The organism is Myxococcus stipitatus DSM 14675 (genome assembly GCF_000331735.1).
Taxonomy (GTDB): Bacteria; Myxococcota; Myxococcia; order Myxococcales; family Myxococcaceae; genus Myxococcus; species Myxococcus stipitatus.
The window spans coordinates 2,979,928-2,999,391 of the sequence record NC_020126.1 but is presented as its reverse complement, the minus strand read 5'-3'; the positions used below and the strand labels follow the sequence as shown (position 1 = coordinate 2,999,391).

The 19,464-nt window shown below is 65.6% G+C and carries 14 protein-coding genes and 1 other RNA gene; 4 read left to right on the top strand and 11 right to left on the bottom strand.

The features are described 5' to 3' along the window. Positions 1 to 280: 280 nt before the first annotated feature. Both trhA and MYSTI_RS11780 read right to left on the bottom strand, forming a co-directional pair. Complete coding sequence (trhA, locus tag MYSTI_RS11785; RefSeq protein ID WP_233278242.1) at positions 281 to 967, bottom strand: PAQR family membrane homeostasis protein TrhA; 687 nt, start codon at positions 965 to 967, stop codon at positions 281 to 283. 223 nt (positions 968 to 1,190) lie between these two features. Then, on the bottom strand, positions 1,191 to 1,406 hold the full coding sequence (locus MYSTI_RS11780) for a hypothetical protein (RefSeq protein ID WP_044279515.1): 216 nt from the start codon (positions 1,404 to 1,406) through the stop codon (positions 1,191 to 1,193). A 658-nt stretch (positions 1,407 to 2,064) separates the two neighbouring features. Here MYSTI_RS11780 and MYSTI_RS11775 point away from each other — a divergent pair. Next, complete coding sequence (locus tag MYSTI_RS11775) at positions 2,065 to 2,535, top strand: hypothetical protein (protein ID WP_044279512.1); 471 nt, start codon at positions 2,065 to 2,067, stop codon at positions 2,533 to 2,535. Positions 2,536 to 2,768: 233 nt separating this feature from the next. Here MYSTI_RS11775 and MYSTI_RS11770 read toward each other — a convergent pair whose 3' ends face one another. The 7 genes from MYSTI_RS11770 to ssrA form a co-directional block, all read right to left on the bottom strand. Further along, positions 2,769 to 3,515 carry a YIP1 family protein gene (locus MYSTI_RS11770; protein ID WP_169558625.1) on the bottom strand — a complete coding sequence of 249 codons (747 nt, stop codon included), beginning with the start codon at positions 3,513 to 3,515 and terminating at the stop codon, positions 2,769 to 2,771. Positions 3,516 to 4,068: 553 nt separating this feature from the next. Further along, complete coding sequence (locus MYSTI_RS40670) at positions 4,069 to 6,546, bottom strand: SH3 domain-containing protein (RefSeq protein ID WP_015347967.1); 2,478 nt, start codon at positions 6,544 to 6,546, stop codon at positions 4,069 to 4,071. Next, positions 6,518 to 7,294, bottom strand: coding sequence for a PP2C family serine/threonine-protein phosphatase (locus MYSTI_RS11760; protein ID WP_015347966.1), 777 nt, complete (start codon positions 7,292 to 7,294; stop codon positions 6,518 to 6,520). The genes MYSTI_RS40670 and MYSTI_RS11760 overlap by 29 nt, the downstream gene beginning before the upstream one ends. Before the next feature lie 9 nt (positions 7,295 to 7,303). Next, positions 7,304 to 7,975 (bottom strand): vWA domain-containing protein, encoded by a 672-nt coding sequence (locus tag MYSTI_RS11755; RefSeq protein WP_015347965.1) that lies wholly within the window; start codon positions 7,973 to 7,975, stop codon positions 7,304 to 7,306. Between the two features lie 307 nt (positions 7,976 to 8,282). After that, entirely contained in the window at positions 8,283 to 8,786 is a 504-nt protein-coding gene (locus MYSTI_RS43775; protein WP_044279511.1) for a hypothetical protein, read from the bottom strand. Positions 8,787 to 10,195: 1,409 nt separating this feature from the next. Next, positions 10,196 to 10,843, bottom strand: a complete 648-nt coding sequence (locus tag MYSTI_RS45660) for a phospholipase A2 family protein (RefSeq protein ID WP_015347963.1) — start codon at positions 10,841 to 10,843, stop codon at positions 10,196 to 10,198. 865 nt (positions 10,844 to 11,708) lie between these two features. Next, positions 11,709 to 12,074, bottom strand: a transfer-messenger RNA (tmRNA) gene (ssrA, locus tag MYSTI_RS41320). Positions 12,075 to 12,292: 218 nt separating this feature from the next. Between ssrA and MYSTI_RS11745 the strand changes: the two genes are divergently transcribed. The 3 genes from MYSTI_RS11745 to MYSTI_RS11735 all read left to right on the top strand — a co-directional run bounded on the left by MYSTI_RS11745 (position 12,293) and on the right by MYSTI_RS11735 (position 17,653). Further along, positions 12,293 to 13,657 (top strand): M16 family metallopeptidase, encoded by a 1,365-nt coding sequence (locus MYSTI_RS11745; RefSeq protein WP_015347962.1) that lies wholly within the window; start codon positions 12,293 to 12,295, stop codon positions 13,655 to 13,657. Beyond that, a complete protein-coding gene (locus MYSTI_RS11740; RefSeq protein ID WP_015347961.1) occupies positions 13,657 to 15,264 on the top strand; it encodes a M16 family metallopeptidase in 1,608 nt (535 codons plus the stop codon). Before MYSTI_RS11745 ends, MYSTI_RS11740 begins: the two co-directional genes overlap by 1 nt. A gap of 76 nt (positions 15,265 to 15,340) precedes the next feature. Continuing rightward, positions 15,341 to 17,653 carry an OmpA family protein gene (locus tag MYSTI_RS11735; protein ID WP_015347960.1) on the top strand — a complete coding sequence of 771 codons (2,313 nt, stop codon included), beginning with the start codon at positions 15,341 to 15,343 and terminating at the stop codon, positions 17,651 to 17,653. Positions 17,654 to 17,781: 128 nt separating this feature from the next. Here the strand turns inward: MYSTI_RS11735 and MYSTI_RS11730 are convergent, their stop codons facing one another. Further along, the gene (locus tag MYSTI_RS11730; RefSeq protein ID WP_015347959.1) at positions 17,782 to 18,360 is read right to left on the bottom strand and encodes a TlpA family protein disulfide reductase; all 579 of its coding nucleotides are present in this window, start codon (positions 18,358 to 18,360) and stop codon (positions 17,782 to 17,784) included. Continuing rightward, entirely contained in the window at positions 18,357 to 19,433 is a 1,077-nt protein-coding gene (locus MYSTI_RS11725; RefSeq protein ID WP_015347958.1) for a BRcat domain-containing protein, read from the bottom strand. Before MYSTI_RS11725 ends, MYSTI_RS11730 begins: the two co-directional genes overlap by 4 nt. Positions 19,434 to 19,464: the final 31 nt, after the last annotated feature.

The following is a 19,464-nucleotide window of genomic DNA, read 5'->3' as shown; positions in this document are numbered from 1 at the left end:
TTCGGTGGACAGGTTGACGATGCCGCTGCCTATTCAAACTCGGCCGGCGCAGCGTAGACGATTGCCGAGTACGTACGCTGCTGATTGTTGAAGACCTCGATGTCGTCGAACAGCTTCACCTTCGCATTACGGGGCTCTCGAAGACCTCTCCTAACTCGTTTTTGAGCGTGCTGAACCCACTCTCCATGGTCGCGTTGTCGTAGCAGTTGCCGCGTCGGCGCATGCCGCAGACGATGCCATGTCGCTCGAGGACGCGTCGCGACGACCGCTTGAATCCGCCCTACGCACCCGCAGCGCGCACGAGCCGCAGCACGACGACGAAGTGAAACAGGGCGCCGACGATGGTCAACGCGTGGAACAGCTCGTGATAGCCAAAGACGCCGGGGCGGAGGTCGGGGCGTTTCAAGGCATAGGCGAGGGCGCCGGACGTATAGGCGACGCCCCCCAGGAGGATGAGCGTCAGTTCGACGCCACCGAGTGCGGCGCGCACCTCGCCGAGATAGGGCACCAGCGTCCAGCCGACAGCGAGTGCAAGCGCGGCGGTGAGAACCTTTGGGGCGTGGGCCCAGAACAGCGACTTCACGACCCCCAGCAGGGCGCCGGACCAGATGGCGAGCAACAGGCTGTCGCCCGCGGCACCGGAGAGGCCAATCAAGGCGATGGGCGTATACGTACCGGCGATGAGGATGAAGATGGAGGCGTGGTCCATCTTCCGCATCCAGGCCCGGGCGCGAACGGACCAGTCCACGCGGTGGTAGGTGGCGCTGACCGCGAACAACACGACAAGGCTGATGGCATACAACCCCGCGGCGGTGGCGGTCCGAAGCGTGGGCGCCATGGACACCAGCACCGCACCGGCGCCCAGCGCACCCACGGCCGCGAACTGGTGCAGCACGCCGCGCAGCTTCGGCTTCTCGACGGCCTGGGCGGTCAGAACGGGCCCCCGGCATCCGTGCAGCGGGAGCAAGACGACCGCGCGCAGAGGCCGGGTTCCACCCGCGGTGCGCACGCACCGCTTCCGTGGCGTGAGGGAGCCGCTGCGAAGCCGGGGGTGCGGTACATGATGAACATGGGACCATCAGAAGCACAGATGCTCGGGTAGAAGCGAGCGGCGCCCCGTGCGCACATGTCCGCGACCCGACTCCGCGACAAGGAACCCCGAGGCCGTCACGCGAAGGCGACGTCCCGGTTCACGAGACCTGCCACGTCAACGCCGGAGTGATGCCATGGGTGGCGCCCCCACTCATCGACGTCGGTCCCCGGCAGCACGTGTCGAACACGGTTGCACACGGCAGGAGCTGCACGGCGAGCAGCCCACTGCCCGTGGCGGACTGGGAGACGTCTCCGGACTCATGGACCACGACATCGGACGAGAGGTCCCGCGATGGCTCCTTGTCACCCAACAAGAAATCGCGAACTTCATCGTCGCCGAGCCTCCGCCGACGCGGATGCGGAGTCTCGAATTCCCAATGCGGGGATCGTCCCCCCCGTGGCGCATGAGTTCGGTGTCGCATATGTTGTCGTCGTCCATCGATGTGTATGTCTATCTCAAGGCTCCGGAAGGCGTGGGATTCCAGACTCGGGCCGCGGGGCACCGTTACCGTGACGCCCCTGCTGGCCTCCAGCCTCGATGCCGCGGGGATCATTCATGACACAGCCACATGATTGAATCATGCCCCAGGAATGGAACCACCACGTCCGCGATGGAGGGCAGGTCATCCAAGCCACCTGTCCATTCATCGAGCCGAGCTGCTTGCTCCCATCTGGGATGACCCAGCCTGGGCGGCCTGCCAGCAGTAGCACGTCACCGTGCCACGATTTGCCCACCCAGAACCCATCAAACCAAGACATCCTTACCCGGGCATGAACGCTGCAATAGCACTCACGCCCCCCAGGTCTCAGTCAGTTCGCCGCCGCGCGAAGCCATCGCAGGTCCCCACCACTCGTTCCGGACACCATGTCATCCATCCTGCCTCGCCACGGTCCCTCGGCCCACTCCGCCTCGGACTGAGCCTCGCGCTCGTCGGCGTCTCCGATGGCGTCAACACGTCCGAGTTGGCCACGGTGACCCTCCAGGTGGCCGCCATCAACGACGCCCCATCCGCCCCCGTGCTCCTCGAGCCCGCCGATGGCACGCGGCTGGAGGGAGGGTTCGACACCTTCCGGTGGCAGGCCGGCCAGGATCTCGATGGGGATACCCTGGAGCACGTGCTGGAGCTGCACCAGAACGGGCGCATCATCCGCACCTTCACGCTCTCCGGTGCAACGTCGCACAAACTCACGGGAGAGGCGGAGCGGCTCGCTCCGGGCCCCTGTCCCTGGCGAGTCCTCGCCAGGGATAGCCAGGGCGCGCACGACACGTCGGAGGCTCGTGCCTTCGTCGTGCCTCCGCGCATCGAACTGCCTCCCGTGAAGGAGCCACCCTCCTCGAGCGGAGGATGTGCGACCACTCCCGGGGCGTCAGCGCCGTTCGCCTTCGTGCTCGTGTTCCTCTTGAGCCCACTCCCCCAGCGCAGGGTCCGCGGCGACAGGTAGAGCGAGGACCGCCAAGGCGCCCCCCGGAGGGAGTCCATCCAGAGTCCACCGTCCCGGCGCAGGGTCCACACCTTGCACCGGGACCTGATGGACGCGACCGTCGCCGTGACGGCTCAGCAGTCTCGGACGGCCCGTGAGCGGAAGCCAGCTACGGGTCGACAGCTCCCAGAGAAAGCACGTCAAGATGGCCGGACGCGCGCACACAGGCCCATGGCCATGCTGCACCCAACTCCTCACCCCGTATCCGACACGCCGTCCCCGTCGTAGTCGCGGTAGTCATTGTCGAGGGACCCTCCGATGGGGTCCAACAGGAACGCCATCAAGACGATGCTGATGAACAGAAACCATCCCACGACGACGGCGATGGGGAACCCCAGGGAACCGAACATGGCGTGGGTCCAGCTCACGCGATGCAGCTTCCGGTGCGCCACGATGCGCAACCCGAGGCACCAGAGCGGAATCACCGGCAACGAGAAGCAAGGCAGCAGCCCTACCAGGCAGGGCGCCAGAGACAAGACATGGCCACGCAGCGTCGTGTGGAACGAACGAGCAGATCCGCCCCCTCGCAACAACGCGTGGTCCAGCCCAGCGGCCACGAGCGTCACGACAGGCAACACCAGTGGTGACAACCCCAAGTAGATGATGAAGCTCCTCACCTCCGAGTCCCTGGCGCCAAAGTATCTTCGCCCGAGGTTCCAGGTGTCGCCATCCCTCAAGGACTCGAGGAGGAAGTAGAGACCGCACGTGGGGAAGCAGGCCACGGCGTAGCAGAGCAACGCGAAGAGCAGGGAGCCCCCCACGCTTTCCTCTGGCTTCATCCGCTCGAAAGTCGAAACGGGACGCAGCAGCACGTCTCGGCACGTCTGACTGAACGCCGCCAACCCGCCCAGCTCCGCACGCCTGTCCCACGGGAGCGACTCGCGCACTTCGAGTGCCACGCCTTCACCCACCGCAACCTCGGACTCGGGTACACGCAACATCATCATCCTCCTTCGGGACACGCTCCTCGAGCGCCAAACCCAACCGAGTGTCGCAAAGCGATGGGCGCGACAGTCGCCGTGACGGCTCAACGGTCGCGGGAGGCACGTGAGCGGAAGCCAACCACGGGCGGACGGGTCGGCCGAGGCACCCTTCAGCCCCGAGCCCCGTCGGCGCAGAAGCCCTTCATCTCCCGCCTCCCCCGTGCCAGGCGGCGGCACAGAAATGTCGAGTCGCACGCGAGCGCCTCATGACCCTCCATTTCCGCCCCACCGCTCTCGACATCGGACGTGAAGGACTCCACAGCGCGATTCCTTGAGTTGCAGCATCGAAGGCTCCAGGCTCGCCACACCCTCTGACCGGGCGTTGAGGACTTGCCCAGGGCGGGTGAGAATGGACCGGAGACGTCCCGACGTCGGGAGTGGAGCCCCTCGCATCTACGAGGCCATTAGGTCTTCTGCCAGGACAACGGACAGCCGCACACCAAGGGCAAGATGAGGGTGACGCATCGTCGAGCCCGCATCGCAGCGGGCATCACCCGCGAAACGAACGGAGTCAGAGGCATTGGCCCATGCTCTGGCCTTCGAGCGGAAGGCTGCATTGAGTGCTCGAACAGTCCTCGTCACCTCTACAGGCTCCGCCTGTTGATGCGAGGCGCATCCAGCAGCGCGGCCCAGTCCAACCTTCCTGGCCCTCTGGCAAGAGGACCTTCCTCCACCCATCCTGTTTCGCGGTGACGATGAGGGGCGTGTTGGCGGAGACCGTTCCCATGCGAAGAGCACTCACGGCTGGAGTCGACCTGACGACGCAGTCACGAGGAATGGGCAGCGGAGGGGGAAGGACTTCAGCGACTGGCTTCGGTGCGTCAGGAGCGACAACCGCGCCTTCAGGGCGGACATAGATGGGCGCAGTAAGCGCCGAGTAGATCGCGTCTCCTTCCGCCACGAAGAGGGCAAGTGCCACCAGGGTGGCGAGCATCGTCCAGTAGCCGCGCCCGCCCCAGAACGGAACCTTTGTTCCCGAGGCACTTCCTGGAGCAAGGCTGGCAAGGTCCAGATGGGCCTGGGCAACGGCCGTGAGGCAGTGGGTGAGTCGCTCCTGTACCGTGGAGAGCTGGGTCGAAATCGTACGCGTCTGGGTTCGCAGCTCCTCGAGGGTCTGCTCGATCCTGCTCTTCAGCTGGGCTTGTCGTTGAAGGAACCTGGCGACGAGCGCATTGCGCTCCTGATCGCTCACTCCTTTTCTGGCATCGAAACGGAACTGGGCTTCGACAGCACGTGCCCAGTCGGTCAGTGCGTCTGTCAGGGCAGGACCAAATCCAGGAACGACTCCGAGGATTCGATGGGTCAGGACATCCAGAGCTGTTTCCACGTGATAGCTGCGGAGCATCGCCTTCCGTCCATCACCGATGTTTCGAATGGAATGGTTCCGGATGAACACATTGCGGAGGAAGTCACGCTTCTGCGACGCTTCCTTGCTCTTGATCAGTTGATTGTTCTCGGACTCGAACGTTGGCTGCAGGTGGATGTAATCGCGTCTCAACGTTTCGAGTTGTGCACGGTGATTCTGGGTGGTCGCGATGAGAGGCGCGAGCCCTTCCCATTCCTTCCGTGCGTTCATCAGTGCGGTCTGTGCCGCGGTGTTCGTGGCCTGCCGCTCACGGAGAATCGTGTCGACGACGTCGCTTCGACGAAGCCACCACCAGTAGACCTTGCTTATCAGGACGAACACCGCGGCTGGAATCCCAAGGAAGAGGCCCATCTGCGGGGACGCCGTCACTCCAATCCATACCCCCATCGTGACGATGGCGCCTGTCATGGCACAGAAGGACCGCACGAGCGCGATGCGCCCCAATGTCTGGGTTGCGTCAGCTGGCAACGGCGCGGCGACCCGGGCGGGCGACGCGGTGGGCTTCGCTGGAAGATTGAGCGCGGGAATTCGAGACAGTTCGGCCCAGAGTGAATCGAGGTCGACCGCGCGTGCATTGAATGTGTGGTGGAGCACCGCATTGAGGCCCAGGAAGAAAGCGGGGCCCCCGTCGGCGAGCAGCTTGCACCAGGGGCAGCTGTTCTGATGATTCGGGTAGCGATGGTTCGCGTCCTTCGGGCACGTGCGCAGTTGCTTGAGCAGTCCCAGCAGATGCCGCGTCCACTCTTCGGCGGATGGCCGCCCTGCCCGCTCCGGATGAGGGTCAAACGCCCTCTCGAACAATTCGCCCACCGAGGGAGGGAGGAAGCCGAGCGCTGGCACAAAAGGAGGGGCCGCCATCTGCAGGGCCGCTGCGTTGCGTCCGAAGGCGAAGCGGTGCTCGCTGATCGCTCGCTCGGGCGACATCTCCCCCATCCCCAGAAACCTTCCAGAATAGGGGTGCCGGCCGAGGAACAGGAGGTGGAAGATCAAGACGGCGAGGCCGAATTGATCATGCGTTGCACGGCGAGTGACCTGCTTGAGGTTCTGCCCTATCAACTCTGGAGGAGTGAAGAGCGCGGTGGCCACATCACACAAGAACACCCGATGGCCAGCCACGACCTGGAAGGAGTCACAGTCGATGAGCCGAACGGTGGCGTCCTTGGGTGAAACGAGCAGGTTGCCTTCGTTGACGTCTCCGACGACGTGGCCGAGCTGATGAACCGCGTCGAAAGCGACGGCACAGTTCGCGGCGGCGGTGAGCAGAAACGCCCAATCCGCCTTGGGGAAGTGTTGGCGTCGGCTCTGCAACCCGTAGAGGTTGTGAATCTCTTTGTATCCCTCGATACGGGGCATGATGAAGCCCATCGGCGGGCCGCCGCGATGTTCGTGCAACGTTGCGACAGGCCATGCCGCCAGCCTCTCCAACTCGCCCGACCGGTTCGAGGTCATCCAGAGGAGTTTGGAAGTCTTCTCGGGAGACGGGGTGCGCAGAAAAACCTTGGCGACGCAGCCGGGAGCGCCCGTCACCTCGAAGATGATGCCTTCCCCTCCACGACGCAGCTCCTGGCCGAGCTGCACCGTCCGGCCCGTGCCGTCAACGAGGCGTCGGGGCTGCATGGCCATTGCGCCGAGTCGCGAGGATCAAGGTCTTGTCATCGTCGGTGCGTGCATTGACGTTCGGAGAATCGAGAAACCTCCTGAACGGCACGATGAGTTCCTCGTGAGCGGGGGCGCTCCGCAGCATCTCGAACATCGGCGCGAAGAAGGGTTGATGAACTCCCTTGGCCGCGAAGTTGAGCGCGAGCATCTGCAGCCCATCCGTCAGCAGCGCAACCTCCTCGATCTGTTCCCGGCGCTCACACATGAATGACTTCTCGAAGTGGGGCTCCGTGATGAAGTTCGTCGTGTTCAGGTACTCGCCGGCTTGAGGCCAGAACACCGCGCGATACTCGTTGTCCTCACGAATGACGATGGCGCCGTCTCCCACCTGGGCGAAGATGGCTGAGTGCTCGCCGATGATGGCCACCAGGAGCGTGCATGCGAGTTGACGGGGCAGCAGCTCTCGTCGCTGGGCCTCTACCGAAAGGGCCTCGTGCACTGAGTGAAACCATCCGAGCAGGGTGGCTTCATCCAGGTCCTTCATGGTGACCCCGGCCTGGAGGTGCTCGCAGGCCCGCGCGACGAAATACTCGCAAGCCAGCGAGGAGCCTATCTGGCTGAACTCCGCACTGCCGGCGCCATCCGCGCACGCCAGGACGAGGAAGTCCTCATCCTGGGGCTGGGTGGAGCGAGCCTCGTTGCTGTCCTGGCAGGGGGTTCCCGTGTCTTGATGAGAGGTTCCCGCGATGGAGTCTTTGAGGATCTTCCACACGAGCGCCTCTCAGACCGAGGCCCACCCACCGGGCACCGTGGGGTTCGACAGTGGAACCTCATCGTTGGTCCGAGAGCGGGACACGGCTTGCTGCGAGTTCGAGAGCCATTTGAAGAGGTCCCTGAAGCGCAACCCGTTCAGCCTGAGCGGTTCCCGGACGCTGATCTGCTTGAGAATGCCCATGTCGGCCCCCTCGACACCGACAGCGAAGAAGGAGAAGGCCTTGGTGGCCTCGCCCTGTTTCACCTTTTCGGCGCTGGCCTGCCAGGCATCCGTCGGTCGTCCATCCGTGATGAGGAAGATCCAGGGGCGGTAGAAGAGAATGCCATTCTTCCGGTACGCCTCCTTGCGCTTCTGGAGCATCTCCGTCGCACTCAGGATTGCCTGTCCCATGGGGGTCTCCCCTCCGGCCTCTAGAGAGGGTGAGACGAAGCCAGGAGCCGTGGCGAAGTCGGAGACAATCCGCACCTGTCCACCGAACGTGACAATGGCAACCTCGACTCGTTTGGATGCGATGCCGTCCGCAGACAGTTCTTCGTGGTACTGCGCGAGCCCTGCATTGAGTTCGTCAATGGGGGCTCCTCCCATCGAGCCGGACGTATCCAGAAGGAGCACGCACGGACAACGTGGATCCGGGTTCTCCGCGAAGGTCACGGCATCAAAAGGCACCTGTTCGCTCATCTATCCCCTCCCATGTCACGAGCGGCCCTGCGCACGCAGGGCCCATTGATGATGCAAGCCAGGGCCTATTCTCTCTCAGACGGGTATGGGCCATCCATGGCCAGTCGACGCGGTCACCGCCGACACCTGGGTATGGGCTGGGTACGGATTGCGCCCCCCAGAGACCGTCGGGCAGCTTGACGCTCAGGCATTGGGGGAGCGCCTGACAGGCCTTCGGCGGAGGACTCCCGTGCGAGGGTCTGTCATCGCGTAGATGGGGCGCCGACGCTCACGAGCGCCTTGGGCACGGTGGCATCAACAACTCCGTTCAGCCGAAGACGCGGGGGCCCTGGATGCCGCCCTCGAGGCTGGCGTTGGCAGTGAACGTCGTCATGCGCGAGCCGAGGACGCCCTCTCTTCGGCTATGCCCCCAGACATGAGCCGAGCCATCGCACCGGAGATTTTCGACCAGGTGGATGCACTCCTGTTGCGCCGAGAACACATCGCGGTCGTGTTCCACCTCATGCAGCAGACGGGCTACGCGCTTGGCACATCCATCGAGCAGGTCTCCTTGCGCTCCCAGGAACTGGAGTCGCTCCCCCCTTCGCCGAGGCAGCTCGGCGATGGAGGGAGACGTCTCCCGATGCGTGGCGTAACGATGCGCTGCGGAAGTCAGGCGTCGAGCGACGAGCACCTGTACGAAGTCGCCTGCGAGATAGAGCAGCAGGCCCAGGAGCGTTGGGGCAGCCTTTTCCACTTCCCGTCCCTCGCCGAGAACCCGGATGCCCCCTCGCTGGCGGGACACCTCGCCCTCCCCGCCGGAGACGGGCATGGGTTCGTGATGGTGCGAGCACTCGCGGACAGGCCAGCCCGTGCCCCTTCTCCAGTCCGAACCGCTCCGCGACGCCGGCCTGCTGGCGCGGGCAATCCAGGGGCCATGGCCGTGGGCTCGAAAACAAAAGCCCAGCAACCGTGCGGCTGCTGGGGCAGTGGAGGGGCCGAGGGCCGCGCGGCCAGCACCGTGGCCTTGAGCACCTCGAGCTCGGGCAGCCCCTGCACGTCGCCCTGCAGCAGCCCCGCCGCCTCCAGCACGCGCCGGTAGTTGCGCTCCACGTCCACTCCTATGAGGGGCACCCGGGCCACCTGCCTCGCGGGTGTGCCCAGGCGGTGCAATCGCACCAGTTCCTGCAGCCGCTCCTTCTCCACTCTCCGATTACTCACGCCACATCCCTTTCCAACGGAAGCCAGCGTGGCCTGTCAGCGAGCCCCCCCCGAGTGGACCGGTTTAGCCGAACTCACCCAGACCGGGTTCGCCGAACTCCGGAGGACCTGTTACGCCGAGCTACGACAGTCGGTCGATTACGGAGGGATACACCTAGGGACCCTGCGCCCAAACAAAAAGCCCAGCAACCTCGCGGCTGCTGGGCTTCTCACTGTGGAGGCGGCAAGAATCGAACCCGCTATGCCGAGAGACCCATTCGCGAGGCCGGATCACATTGAAGCCACCAGACTCTCTCGGCACATGCGGAAGGTCCGGTGGCTGGCATTCAGGACATCAAGAGCGAGAACAAGCTTCGGCGAAGACGAACAGTACAACTAGAGTCGTCGCCCTCAATCCGCTACTCGCACTTGTTCTGCCCTGTGCAAGCAGTCCCACCGGCGCAAGTCCCACAACTCTCGACAACTCGTCTGACACCACAGTTGTCTACGCCAACAGAGGTCCCACAGTCAAAACCACTGCGCGAGCAGAACGCGATGTCCGTCTCAGGTGTGCACGAGGATCGATCCAGCTCCAACTGAGCCGAGACCGCAGGGTCTCCATCACTGGCAGCGTAGGTAAACGTGCCGGAGATCTCATCCCCAGCCACCGTCCCCACGACAGAGGCACGCCCTGCAGTCCACTGAACAGCATTCCCGCTTCGGGTTCCGGAAACCGCTCCCCGCTCCACATACTGCGAGTTGTCAGGATCCTGGAAATACATCACCCCCGTCACCAGGCCGCCGGACTCCTCAAGGACAAAGCGCACGCCTGCGGAATCGACTGGACCAGTCCGAACACCCACCCAGGCTCCCGAAATGCTCGACTCGAGCGTCCTCTGCTCCTTCCTGGATGCAGCACGCGAGTCGCCCTGAGCCGGACGCTCAGAACAGGCCCCAATCAACCCAACAGCTAACAAGAAAGCAACTGCCTTCCCAAGAAGACCGTTCATAGCCATCACCCTCTATCCATCACAAACCAAACTATTGACAGCAAATACATCCCTTTTTCTGCGCCTTATCGTACGCCCCTGCCCCCTCCTCATTCACCGCATTATAGAATCTATCCACCATCCCCAGACAGTCTGCTCGACGCAGGGACTGCGGTTGGGGATAGACGCGTCCGCACTCCGCAGCCAACAGGCTCTTGAGCGAAGAGTCACAGCCAGCCTTCGAGCTATTACAAGTACCATAGCAAGTATCATGGGAATCACATGAGGGGCCAAAATTAGCGAGCCCATACTTATCAGGAATAGCCCACCCCCAGCCCTCAGGTCCGCACCCATTGACACTAGGGCTATACCCAGGCCGAGGACCTCGATCCGGGCACGATGCAAGGTCCGCTATCTGGAACTTGGGCAGGACTGTTTCGTTCACACAGCACTGAGTCGCAGGAGAATAGGGCGAATTGCCGCATCGAGGCTTGCACTCGCCCGCGGAGCAAATACTCTCTGGATCGCAACACGCGCTGCCACAGACTTGGCTTCCAGCGGCCGGAACACATCCGACCGGAGCGCCACTGTAGTTCTCCGACGGATCGGAATACACACAGGTTCCGGAACAACCACTACTTGTCGTACAGGCCTGGCCTGGCTGGCACGACCACGACTGCTGACAGTTCACAGTCGACATGGGGTACGACTCCCACGGTGCACACTGTGAGCCCAGGTCATAGCATGCCGACCCCATGTGAGAGCCATTGGGTGGCCCGATGATTGGGGCGCCACTACAGCTGCACATGTGAATCGCGCCATTGGGCCGACCCGAAACAGGGGGCGAGCACGCAAAGTAGCACCCATCGCTCATATTGCAGCTATACTGTGCTGTTGCAGTGACGGGATATCCCGCGAACAAGACGAGCCAAAGAGCCCATCGCCCCATCAAGAAATACCTCAACCGCGCGAGCGGATGTCGCCCCATACAATCTTCCTGTCTCGTCATAGAGACGATAATCGTACGCCAATCCCAATGCAGACTCCAAGAGGAGTTTGCGAAATAGCCAGCAAAAGAAGAGCCTCCTGGGCTCGCGGGCATCCCCGATGCCCCCTTGACTCAAGGAGTCACAATTCAGTGCAAAGTGCCATTGGGAGAGAGCAGCCATCATTGAGTTTGAAGGACATTGCGCCCCTCTTTGCCATCCCGGCTCCCCAAACATGTTGGCGATATGGCCTGACTGCGCTTTGGGACCATTCGCTCGCCTCGCTCGGCATGGTAGCCAAACCATGAGTGGCGTCGTTTCTGACTGTTGAACACGTCCTGGCTGCTGTGCCCCCGCTAAAGCAACAGCAATGGAGACCGTATCTCCCCCATCCCACAGCGTTGACGGAGGAAGGGACTCCACAGCACAAGCAGGCACAACGCGCCTGCGTCTGCCCGCCGCGGCTCATGTCGCTGGTTCCGGGGGAGGACATGGGTTCCTCCAGCAGAGGGGCACCCCAAGGGCCGTCCATGCGCCCAAACAAAAAGCCCAGCAACCTCGCGGCTGCTGGGCTTCTCACTGTGGAGGCGGCGGGAATCGAACCCGCGTCCGAAAGCCTTCCGTCCTTCGACCCTACGTGCGTAGTCCGCGATTTGCTACGTCCCCAAGACTCCCACGGACGGGATTCCTAGAGCCGGTCCTGGATAGGTCTCGCCACCTCGGGTCCAGGCACCCTTGGCGGCCAGCCCGCATTATGACGGTCGATCCCAACCCCACGGGCCGAGAGCTGGGGGACCGCGCACTAAGAGCTGTTTTTAGGCAGCCAGCGCGAGCTCAACGTTGTCGTTGGCTTTTGTGTCTTTGCCGGGTGGGATTTACGAGCTACCTGACAAGCTCGGCACGCGTCTCGAACTTCCTTGCCCCCGTCGAAACCAGGTCGCCCCCGGTTGTTGACTGCTTGCTCCACTCGCGGCCACCGCTTCGACCGCGTTCTCCTCACATTAACCGCTGAGGACGCCTCGTCAATCCTCCTGAGCGTCCACCCCCGCACCTTCTCGCACGGAGGCTGACACTCGGCCTGGAAGTCGCTTCCCCTCCCGCCACTCCGGCGTAGGGTCCTCCCCTCGCTCGGGCCCCACGCCCCGAGGCCTCGAGGACACCGAATGAGACGACTGCTCCCACTCCTCCTGCTCCTGCTGGGCACCGCGCTCCCCGCGCTCGCCCAATCCACGAGCTCCCCCACCCAGGCCTTCCCCTACACCCTCAAGACGGACAAGCTCCCCAACGGCCTCACCGTCGTCCGGGTGCCCTACCCCTCCCAGGGCATCGTCTCCTACGTCACCGTCGTCCGCGTCGGCTCGCGCAATGAAGTGGAGGCCGGCAAGACGGGCTTCGCCCACTTCTTCGAACACATGATGTTCAAGGGCACCCCGCGCCACCCGGAAGGCGAGCGCGAGCGCATCCTCGGCACCTTCGGGTTCGACGACAACGCCTTCACCACCGACGACATCACCCTCTACTACTCCTACGGCCCCACCGCCGGACTCCCCCAGCTCATCGACATCGAGGCCGACCGCTTCCGCAACCTCGAGTACGCCGAGCCCTCTTTCCGCACCGAGGCCCTCGCCGTCCTCGGCGAGTACCACAAGAGCGCCGCGGCCCCCTTCCTCAAGATGGAGGAGACGCTCAACGCCGCGGCCTTCACGAAGCACACCTACCGCCACACCACCCTCGGCTTCTACGAGGACATCAAGGCCATGCCGGAGGCCTACCAGTACAGCCGCGACTTCTTCCAGCGCTGGTACACCCCCGACAACACCCTGCTCTTCATCGTCGGTGACTTCGACGACGACCAGGTGATGAAGCTCGTCCGCGAGCACTACGGCCCGTGGGACCGCAAGACGTCCACCATCACCGTCCCCACCGAGCCCCCCCAGACGCAGCCCCGCAGCGCCCACGTCGACTGGCCCCAGCCCACGCAGCCCCGACAGGTGCTCGCGTGGCACACGCCCGCCGCGTCCGCCAACACCAACAACGCCGCCATCCAGACGGTGCTCGTCGCCTACCTCGTCGGCCCCACCAGCCCCGCCTACAAGCAGCTGGTCCTCGAGCAGCAGCTCGTCGAGTCCATCGGCAGCGACTACGTCGACCACCGCGACCCGCACCTGTTCACCCTCACCGCCACGCTCAAGGACGAGCGCCACCGCGACCGTGTCCGCCTGGCCCTCCTCCGCGAGGTCAGCAAGGTCGCCGCGGGCAAGGTCGACGCCGCCCGCGTCAAGGCCATCCAGGACAACGCCCGCTACGGCGCCCTCATGGCCCTCCAGACGCCGCGCGACGTGGGCATCCAGCTCGGCTGGTACGCCGGAATCCTCGGCACGCCGGATGGACTCCAGCGACACCTCGGCCACCTCGCCAAGGTGACGCCCGCGCAGCTCTCCGAGTTCACCAAGCGCTACCTCCAAGCCTCCAAGCTCACCCAGCTCAGCCTCACCCCCAAGGTCGACACCGCCGGAGGGACGAAGTGATGAAGACCCAGACCCTCGTGTCCCTCACCGCGCTGCTCTCCCTCGTCGGCTGCGCCTCCCAACAGAAGCCCGCGCCCGAGCCCACGCCGCCTCCCGCGCAAGAGGCCACCGCCACGCCTCCCGCCGAGGCACCTCCCAAGGCCCCCTCGGAAGTCCCAGCCATTCCGCTCCGGCAGCCCAAGCCGATGGAGCTCGTGGTCCTCGCCCGTCCGGACACGCCCATCGTCACCTTCCGGCTCGTCTTCCACTCGGGCTCCATCGACGACCCCAAGGGCAAGGAGGGCCTCACCGCGCTCACCGCCACGCTGATGGCCGAGGGAGGAACCCAGAAGCTCACCTCCGCGCAGCTGCTCGACGCGCTCTTCCCCATGGCCGCCGAGCTGGACACCTCCGTCGACAAGGAGTTCACCACCTTCTCCGGCCGCGTCCACCGCGACTTCCTGCCGCGCTACCTCGACATCCTCGCCGACGTGCTGCTCGCGCCACGCATGGATGCGGCCGAGCTGGAGCGCCTGCGCACCAACGCCATCAGCACCGTGGAGAACGGCCTGCGCAGCGCCAATGACGAGGGGCTCGGCAAGGCCGCCCTCGACGCGCTCATCTACGAGGGCCACCCCTACGCGCACTTCATCGGCGGCACCGTGCAGGGCCTCAAGTCCATCACCCTGGACGACGTGAAGGCCCACGCCCAGCGCGTCTTCACGCAGGACCGGCTCGTCGTGGGACTCGCGGGCGCCGTGGACGACGCGTTGAAGCAGTCGCTGCTCTCGCGCCTGGGCACGCTGCCCGCCACGGGGGCGCCTCGCGTGACGCTGCCCACCGTCACCGCGACCTCGGGCCGCGCCGTCATCATCCAGAAGCAGACGCTCTCCACCGCCGTCAGCATGGGCTACGTCAACCCCGTGCGCCGAGGCGACCCGGACTTCTTCCCCCTCGCCTTCGCGCTCACGCACCTGGGCGAGCACCGCCAGTCCATCGGCCTGCTCTTCAACGAGCTGCGTGAGAAGCGCGGCCTCAACTACGGCGACTACGCCTACGCCGAGCACTTCATCGAGGCCCCCGGCACCACGTACAACCGCACCAACATCGCGCGCACGCAGCAGGACCTCACCGTGTGGATTCGCCCGGTGGACCCGTCCCACGCCATGTTCGCCACGCGCGGCGCGCTGTACTTCCTGGACCAGCTCGTGAAGGAGCCCATTGCCCAGGAGCGCTTCGACCTGATGCGCGGCTTCCTCCAGGGCTACTCGCGCCTGTGGGAACAGACGGACCCTCGGCGGCTGGGCTACGCCATCGACTCGCTCTTCTACGGGACGCCGGACTACCTGGAGCAGTACCGCCAGGCCCTCACGAAGATGACGCCGCAGTCCGTGCAGGACGTGCTGCGCCGGCGCCTCCACCCGTCCGCGCTCAACTTCGCGTTCGTCACGCAGGACGCGGAGGCACTCGCCAACTCGCTGCGCTCGGGGCAGCCCTCGCCCATGACCTACGCGTCGGACAAGTCCCAGGCCCTGCTGGATGTCGACAAGTCCATCATTGGACTCCCGCTCCCGGTCCGCGCGGACGCCGTCACCATCACTCCCGCGCAGTCCTTCATGGAGAAGTAGCGCGGTGCTGTATTTCGACCCAGGGGGTGGGTCATTTGTTTCCGCCTCCTGGGAGCGAATGCTATGAGCTGGCGTCATGCGAGGAACCAGCTCCGGCCATCTTCCACGGTGGCGGCCCCTGAGCGGCTCCATCATTCGACTTGTCGTGCTCGGCCTGATGATGGCCTCGGCGGCGGCAAGCGCGGAGCCAGACCCCTTCTCTCGCGGCTTTGACGCAGTCCCCGTCAAGCCCACTCCCGCGCAGAACAGCGGTATCGCGCTGGAGGGAACCAGCAGCGGCGAGCCCGTGGGAAGTTTCCGCGGCGCCCTGCTCTTCGACTTCAACTGGCGCATCCTCGCGCTCAAGCTTGGAGACGAGAAGCTGGGCGACCTGCTGCCCTACCGGCTCGACGCGCACCTGCTCTTCGCCTACCAGCTCCATGAGCGCGTGGAGCTGGGCGTGGACCTGCCCATCACGGTCCTCCAGGGCGACAACTTCCACCTGCTGCGCGATGCGCTCAATGCCCCCAACTTCCCGGGGGCCGCAGGCGTGAGCCGCACCACGCTCGGCGACATGCGCGTGGTGCCTCGGCTCCACCTCCTGGACCGGGAGCAGTTCCCCGTGGGCGTGTCGCTCGTGCCCGAGGTCCGCCTGCCCACCGGCAGCGCGGACAGCTTCACCGGAGAGAGAGGCGTGCTCTTCGCCCCGCGCCTCGCGGTGGAGCACCGCTTCGGGTCCCTGGCTGTTCCCATCCGCGTCATCGGCAACGTGGGCATGCGGCTGCGCAAGGATGCGCAGTACCTCAACCTGCGCGTGGGGGATGAGCTGACGCTCGGAGGCGGTGCCATCGCGGAGCTGCCCAACATGGGCCGGTTCACCGACGTCCAGGCCACGGCCGAGATGCACCTGGGCACGCCGCTGGTGCGCCCGTTCAACTTCGACCAGGCCGACTCGCTCAAGACGCCGTGGGAAGCCCTCGTGGGTGCTCGCGCGAAAATCTGGGGCAACTGGGGGCTCGAGCTGAACGTGGGCCGCGGCATCAACCTGTCCAGTGGCTACGGGCGCGAGGCCCTGCGCGTCATGTTCGGCCTGCGCTACGACGAGAGCTTCGCCGACTCGGATGGCGACAACGTCCCCGACCACCGCGACCGCTGCCCCAACGAGGCCGAGGACAAGGACGGGTTCATGGACGGCGACGGCTGCCCCGACCCGGACAACGACGACGACGGCGTGGTCGACGGCGAGGACAGCTGCCCCGACGTGAAGGGGCCCAAGGAGCGCAAGGGCTGCCCCGAGGTGGACACCGACGGCGACGGCATCACCGACGAGTTCGACAAGTGCCCGGAGAAGCCCGGTCCGAAGGACTACGACGGCTGCCCGGACACCGACGGCGACGAGGTGCCCGACAACGAGGACGACTGCCCCGACCAGTTCGGCCCGCCGGAGAACAACGGCTGCCCGTTCGACTCGCCGCCGTACGTGTTCGTCGAGTCGGACCGCATCCGCATCAAGGGCAACGTGCTCTTCGAGACGGGCTCGGCCGTCATCCAGAAGCGCTCGTATCCGCTGCTCGACGAGGTGGCCACGGTGCTGCGGAAGAACCCCACGCTGGGCCCGGTGCTCATCGAAGGCCATACGGACAACCGCGGCTCGCGGCAGCTCAACATGGGCCTGTCGGACCGGCGCGCCCGCTCCGTGCTCGACTACCTGGTGTCGAAGAGCATCGAGCGCAAGCGCTTGAGCTCCGCGGGCTTCGGCTTCGACCGGCCCATCGCCACGAACGACACGGCGCTCGGTCGCGCGAAGAACCGCCGCGTCGACTTCAAGCTCGTGCGCTCCGAGGTGGAGACCGAGGGCAAGGAGACTGTCGTCCCGGCGGGACAGCAGCCTCCCGCGACGAAGCCGTCCACGGGCACGACACCTCCGGCCGCACCGAGTCCCGCGCCTGCACCGAAGCCCTCCACGGCTCAGAGCCCCGCGCCCGCCGCGAAGCCGCCTTCTACGGGCACCCCAGCCCTGTCGCCGGATTCCGCGGCGACACCGAAGCCGCCCACGAACACGACGGCTCCAGCGGCATCCAGTTCAGCTGCCGACTCAAAGCCCTCCACGAGCACGGCGGCCCCCGCGTCGGGGACCCCGCCAGCGTCGAAGTCGGCTCCGTCATCGGGAACCGCACCTGCGTCGAAGCCCGCCACGACCAGCTCGGCACCCGCGCCGTCATCGGGAGCTGCCACCGCGTCGAAGCCAGCTCCCGCCTCGTCGGCGGCGCCGGCGCCGGCATCCAAGCCCGCCACGACCCGCACGCCACCCGCGCCGAAGCAGGCTCCAGCCTCCTCATCAGGCGCGGCACCCACCCCAAAGCCGCCCGCCTCCGACGGCAAGGCAGCACCGGGCGCACCCGGGAAGTAACTGGCGGGCAGGTCGCACAGAGCTGAAGGGGTCATCAAGTCCGCGGCCACCCATGCATCACGAATGGGTGGGTGGCGCGGCGCAGCGGCGCTCCGAGCACGGCGTCACGTGCTCGACAGCAACGCCCGTTACTGCTGCTTCAGCGCGCGCTCGATGCGGCGACGGATGTCGTCCTCGGACATGGCGCCTCGCTGCGCGTCCATCACCTTGCCGTCGCGGTCCAGGAAGTAGAGCGTGGGCAGCGCGCTGACCTGGAAGGCCCGCGCCATGTCATCGCCGGCATAGGCCACATAGGGCTTGAGCTCCGGCAGGTGGCCTCGCACGAAGCTCTCCACCATCTTGGGCGCCATCGCCCCGTCATCGCGACTGGCCGCCACGAACACGAGCCCCTGCGACTCGTACTCCTTGGCCAGCTTCACGAGCGCCGGCATCTCCTCGCGGCAGGGCGGACACCACGTCGCCCAGAAGTCCAGCATCACCACCTGGCCTCGGAGGTCCTCCAGCCGCAGCTCCCCGCCCTCGTGCTTCTGCAGCACGAACGAGGGCGTGGACGCACCATCCGGCACGAGCTTCGAGCGCCGAGCCTCCAGCACTCCCAGGTACACCACCCCCACCAACCCCAACCCCGCCAACACTCCCAAGAGCAGCTTGGTCCCCCCACCCGTCGGCTTCGCGGGCGGCGGTGCGCCGATTCCTTCCTGCGTCACGAGAATCCACTCCTGGTCAGGCGGTCATGCACCTGCCTCAGCGTCCAGCGCACTCCGCTCCGAGCCACCGGCCTGCGTGACACCCACCGTGCCACGTCCGGGCCAAAGCGATAGTAGCCACGGATGAACGCTCGACCGAGCTGACTCTTCCGCAGGACTTCATCTCGATACGCACGGAACGCCACGAGCTCCGGCGCGCCCTCGCCAAACGCCACCGTCGCCACGAAGCACGAGGACGCCGGGCTCACCCACATGAGCCGCTGGTTGGTGAGGTTCACCACCACCTTCAGCTCCCGAGCCTCCGTGTACAGGAACGCCAGCAAGTCCCTGCGCGCCGCGGGGAACTCCTGCCCTCCCGCCTCCTCGAACTCGATGCGCGCCGCGTTGTTCGCCCCCACCTCGTCCACGGTGAAGAAGTAGCGCTTCGAGCTGCGCCCCACCTCCACCTCCAACCCGCGCAGCTCCCCGAAGTACGCCAGGAAGCCCGTGCCGCACACCGGACAGACGAAGCGGTTGTAGGCGTGGCTCGTCAGGAACGCGTAGTCCCCCACCCGCTTGCAGCCGGTGTTCGGACACACCAGCTTCACGCTCGCCTGCGGCGCGGGCCGAGGGTCATACCGCGAGCCCCCCGACACCTTGTCGAACACCGGAGGCGGAAGCGGCGGCGCCGTCACCAGGTGCCGCGTCGGATGGGCGGCCCGCTCCAGTTCCTGAGCGCGGCGCCACGCCATCTCCGCCGCCTCCAGGCGTCCGCCGGCCGTGTGGCACAGCGCCTCGCCATGCGCGAGCAGCGCGGCCACGATTTTCTCCAGCGCGGGCGCGTTCGACGGGTCTCTCCCCGCCGCGAGCGCCTCCGCGAGCACCTTCTCCACCTCCGGCAGCAGCGCGGCCGCAGCCTTTCGGGAAGGGTCCTCCGCGCGGCGGTACACCGGCGGCTCGGGAATCCGGCTGAACAATGCGGACGTGGCGGCCCGGACACGCTCCACCACCGCGTCTCCACGACCCACGTCCATCTGCGCCGCCCTCGTTCGGGCGGCCTGGAAGAGTTCTTCGGGCTGCAAGCGCGCCGACATTAAGTGCCACGCCCCGCGCTGTCGCGCTTTA